Raw genomic sequence first — 2,990 nt, forward strand, 5'->3', positions numbered from 1 at the left:
ACCAAATCCGTGCACAGCCCCTCAAATTGACCGCGAGTCAGCCGCGTTTCCAAATGCAAAGGCCCATCTTCATTGGCATCAATAAACGGCAAATTAATCTCAGTAACACCGACTCCAGACAGCTCAACTTTGGCTTTTTCTGCCGCTTCGATCAACCGCTGCAAAGCTTGGCGGTTTTTCCGCAAATCCACGCCTTCTTTTTCCAAAAATTGTTCTGCCAACCAATCAACAATTTTGGAGTCAAAATCATTACCTCCCAATTGAGTATCGCCGCTAGTTGCTTTGACTTCAAATACTCCGTCTCCAACATCTAAAATAGATACATCAAAAGTACCGCCGCCCAAATCAAAAACCAAGATTGTTTGACTTTCTCGCCTTTCCAAACCGTAAGCCAAAGAAGCCGCCGTCGGCTCATTTAAAATCCGCTTGACATCAAGTCCGGCAATTCGTCCCGCATCCCGCGTCGCCTGTCGCTGCGAGTCGTTGAAATAAGCAGGAACAGTGATTACAGCCCCCGTGACTTCTTGTCCGAGATAGCGGCTGGCTTCATCGGCCAACTTCCGCAACACCATCGCCGCAATTTCCTCTGGTGCAAAATCTTTTTTCAGGCGAGGACATTTGATTTTGATGTTTCCGCTGTCGTCGCGCCGAGTTGTGTAAGGGACGCGCTTTGCTTCTGCTGTCAGTTCGGTATACTTGCGTCCGATGTACCGCTTGACAGCGTAAAAGGTGTTTTGCGGGTTGAGAACAGTTTGGCGTCTGGCCATCTGTCCGACAAGGCGTTCTCCTTCTTTTGTGAAAGCAACCACCGAAGGAGTTGTCCGCATCCCTTCTGCGTTGGCAATCACAACCGGTTTGCCGCCTTCCATGACGGCTACTACTGAGTTTGTCGTTCCGAGGTCAATGCCAACTACTTTTCCCATACGTCGGTTGTCTCCTGTGGCGTTGTGTCTAGCTTTTTTAATATAAGCGCAAGTACGATCGCATTTATTGTACCTTGTCGAGCAGCGGGGCTGCGGAGGGTTTGCCTCACTCCTCGGTTGGCCGCTGAGGTTGGCTGGGTACGATCGACCTTTTTTCCCTACGGTTTGGCGCCGCAACCGAGGAGCAAATTGATTAGAATAGAGAGCAAATTAAGGAATTAATTATAATGACCAGTATCAAAGAAATATTAAAATCCGTTCAATTTGTGGTTGATGCTAACGGTAAAAAGAAAGCCGCACAATTGAGCATATCGGCTTGGGAAGCTTTGATCGACTGGATCGAAGATCGGGAAGACGAACAGATTTTCTTGCACGGCGATGGCCCAATTGCACAAATGCGGTGGCAGTCCAGAAAAGGCGGGTTGGCTTGATTGGGGAACCGTTAAAGATGAATGGGATGAAGATTGAGCTTATTAAATGTATCGAATTCGGCTATTGGCATCTGCTCACGATGAGAGGCGAAACTTACCAGGAGTCATTCGCCAGCGAATTTAGAAAATAATTGAGGCGCTGGGTGAAGATGCACGTCCTGACAACAGCATTATGCTTCGATTTTATGCAAACGCGAATTGGGAACCCAAGCGAATTAGAGTTGATTTGTGGAGAATCATTTACGCTGTTGATGATGAATTTCAACAAATCGCTGTGTTGGCTATCAGGAAGCGTCCGCCTTATGATTATGAGGATGTGCTTGATTTGTTAGCTGAGTTGGAGTGATTATTGAAAAACTTACTCCCGAACAAGATTAATTTTCGCTACAAACTTAAGGAGGCTAGAGTTATGCAAAGTATTAAAGTGCGATCGCGCGTCGGTTCCGACGGGATGTTGCATTTGCAAATCCCCGGTGGTATCAAAGATACAGAGTTGGAAGTTATTGTAGTTTTCCAGCCCATAACACCAACAACTGAGGCTAAAACACCGGAAGATTTAGGCTGGTCGCCCGGTTTTTTTGAGACAGTAATAGGAAGTTGGGAGGGAGAACCGCTTGTTCGTCCCGAGCAGTTGGAATATGAAATCCGGGAAGAATTGCTGTGATTTATCTTTTAGACACCAATACTTGCATCCGTTTGTTAAATCCAGACCGAAACTCATCGGTATCTCGCCGACTAGCAATGATGCGGTCAGGTGATGTAGCAATATGCTCTGTAGTTAAAGCAGAACTTTACTGGGGTGCCTTTAAAAGTTCTCGTCAAGATAGCAATCTAGCTCGACTAGAACGTTTTTTCAATGAGTTTGTAAGTTTGCCTTTTGATGACCAGTCTGCCGTAGTTTACGGTCAAATTCGCGCTCAATTAGCTGCATCTGGGACACCTATCGGCCCTAATGACCTGTTGATTGCCTCTATTGCTCTTGCCAACAACCTAATCGTGGTAACTCACAAGACCCGCGAGTTCAGTCGTGTTGAGGGTTTGCGTCTGGAAGATTGGGAGATAGAGGCATGAGTTAGATGTATTGAGTTCGCATATAATCGAAATCAAAAGCTCCCTCCTAACAATTCCTGCAATCAAAACAAAAATATGCAATTCTCCCTAGATGTAGAAAACAATCCCACTGGCTGGCCGGATCATACTCAGCTACCCGAATCTGACGGTACTTTTGTGAAAAACTTTCAAGAACATCCCCAAAGCATCTTACTAACCGATTCAATTACTCCCGTTTTAGAAAGAATTCACGCTGACGGCAACTATTGCATCGGTCAAGACAGCGGCATTTATTGGCGGTTGACTGACCCATTAGAAAAGGGTGCAGAAGCGCCAGACTGGTTCTACGTACCCAATGTGCCGCCAACACTAGACGGTCAATCGCGCCGTTCTTACGTGATGTGGAAAGAATTTGTATCGCCGTTAATTGTGTTAGAGTTTGTATCGGGAAATGGGGCCGAAGAACGGGACAGAACGCCTTTATTGCGATCGGGAAAACAGGAAACTAAGGCTGGTAAATTCTGGATTTATGAAAATGTCATCCATCCAGCATTTTACGCAATATATGAAGTAACCAAGGCTAGTG

General features: G+C 46.0%; 6 protein-coding genes. 5 read left to right on the plus strand and 1 reads right to left on the minus strand.

All coding sequences use genetic code 11. From position 1 onward, the window contains the following. A partial coding sequence (locus WBA89_RS10695; protein ID WP_424406269.1) for an Hsp70 family protein occupies positions 1-923 on the minus strand: 923 nt, incomplete at its 3' end. A gap of 227 nt (positions 924-1,150) precedes the next feature. Between WBA89_RS10695 and WBA89_RS10700 the strand changes: the two genes are divergently transcribed. From WBA89_RS10700 to WBA89_RS10720, 5 genes are all read left to right on the plus strand, one after another. Further along, the gene (locus WBA89_RS10700) at positions 1,151-1,354 is read left to right on the plus strand and encodes a hypothetical protein (protein ID WP_228056172.1); all 204 of its coding nucleotides are present in this window, start codon (positions 1,151-1,153) and stop codon (positions 1,352-1,354) included. A 172-nt stretch (positions 1,355-1,526) separates the two neighbouring features. After that, positions 1,527-1,700: a type II toxin-antitoxin system RelE family toxin gene (locus WBA89_RS10705; RefSeq protein WP_424406265.1), complete on the plus strand. Its 174-nt coding sequence runs from the start codon at positions 1,527-1,529 to the stop codon at positions 1,698-1,700. Between the two features lie 63 nt (positions 1,701-1,763). Next, a complete protein-coding gene (locus tag WBA89_RS10710; RefSeq protein WP_424406266.1) occupies positions 1,764-2,018 on the plus strand; it encodes a hypothetical protein in 255 nt (84 codons plus the stop codon). Then, the gene (vapC, locus tag WBA89_RS10715; protein ID WP_424406267.1) at positions 2,015-2,425 is read left to right on the plus strand and encodes a type II toxin-antitoxin system tRNA(fMet)-specific endonuclease VapC; all 411 of its coding nucleotides are present in this window, start codon (positions 2,015-2,017) and stop codon (positions 2,423-2,425) included. The genes WBA89_RS10710 and vapC overlap by 4 nt, the downstream gene beginning before the upstream one ends. A gap of 75 nt (positions 2,426-2,500) precedes the next feature. Then, positions 2,501-2,990 (plus strand): Uma2 family endonuclease (locus WBA89_RS10720; RefSeq protein ID WP_424406268.1); only part of this gene is annotated, 490 nt, incomplete at its 3' end.

Source organism: Microcoleus sp. (assembly GCF_049646505.1).
GTDB lineage: Bacteria > Cyanobacteriota > Cyanobacteriia > Cyanobacteriales > Microcoleaceae > Microcoleus.

Excerpts from the sequence above, each read along its gene's own strand:
- WBA89_RS10700 (WP_228056172.1), top strand. The coding sequence starts at position 1,151 with ATGACCAGTATCAAAGAAATATTAAAATCCGTTCAATTTGTGGTTGAT.
- WBA89_RS10710 (WP_424406266.1), top strand. The coding sequence starts at position 1,764 with ATGCAAAGTATTAAAGTGCGATCGCGCGTCGGTTCCGACGGGATGTTG.
- WBA89_RS10705 (WP_424406265.1), top strand. The coding sequence starts at position 1,527 with ATGCTTCGATTTTATGCAAACGCGAATTGGGAACCCAAGCGAATTAGA.